Annotated in this window: 1 protein-coding gene; it reads left to right on the forward strand. The window is 78.4% G+C overall.

Going from position 1 to position 624, the window contains the following annotated elements; translation table 11 throughout:
- Nucleotides 1–142 precede the first annotated feature (142 nt).
- On the forward strand, nucleotides 143–624 hold a 482-nt coding region (locus HMPREF0731_RS22610; protein WP_083854652.1), incomplete at its 3' end, for a MarR family winged helix-turn-helix transcriptional regulator.

Raw genomic sequence — 624 nt, forward strand, 5'->3', positions numbered from 1 at the left:
CATGCCCGGGGCCCCATCGGGCGGGCCGCCCCGGGGCCGCCGCCTGCCGCCGGCCTGGCCGGTCGCCGCCCGCTCCTGGTTGACGCGCCTGCCCATGCCGGGAATGCTGCGCCGCATGCAGCGCCAGGGAAGGGGGCAGCCCATGTCCGATCGCGACATCACGCTGCTCCTGGACGCGGTGCGCGGCCAGGAGGCCACGCCCGCCGCCACCCCGCCGGGGGGGCGGGCCTACAGCCTCGACCAGTCGGTCGGCCATCTGCTGCGCCGGGCGCATCAGCGCCATGCCTCGCTGTTCCAGGACCGGGGCGCGGTGGGCGGCCTCACCTCCACCCAGTTCGCGACGCTGCTGAAGCTGGGCGAGCTGGGGCGCGCGACGCAGAACGCGCTGGGCCGCGCCGTCGCGCTGGACCCGGCCACCATCCAGGGCGTCGTCGCCCGGCTGCGCGACCGCGGCCTGCTGGAGGTGGCGCGCGACCCGCTGGACCGGCGCACCCTCGTCCTCTCCCTCGCCCCGGCCGGGGCGGCGGTGCTGAGCGAGGCGGTGGCGCAGGGGCGGCGGGCCAATGAGCAGCTGCTGGCCCCGCTCTCGCCGGCCGAGCGCGCCCAGCTGATCGGCCTGCTGCA

This window comes from Pseudoroseomonas cervicalis ATCC 49957, from assembly GCF_000164635.1.
GTDB classification, from domain to species: Bacteria; Pseudomonadota; Alphaproteobacteria; order Acetobacterales; family Acetobacteraceae; genus Pseudoroseomonas; species Pseudoroseomonas cervicalis.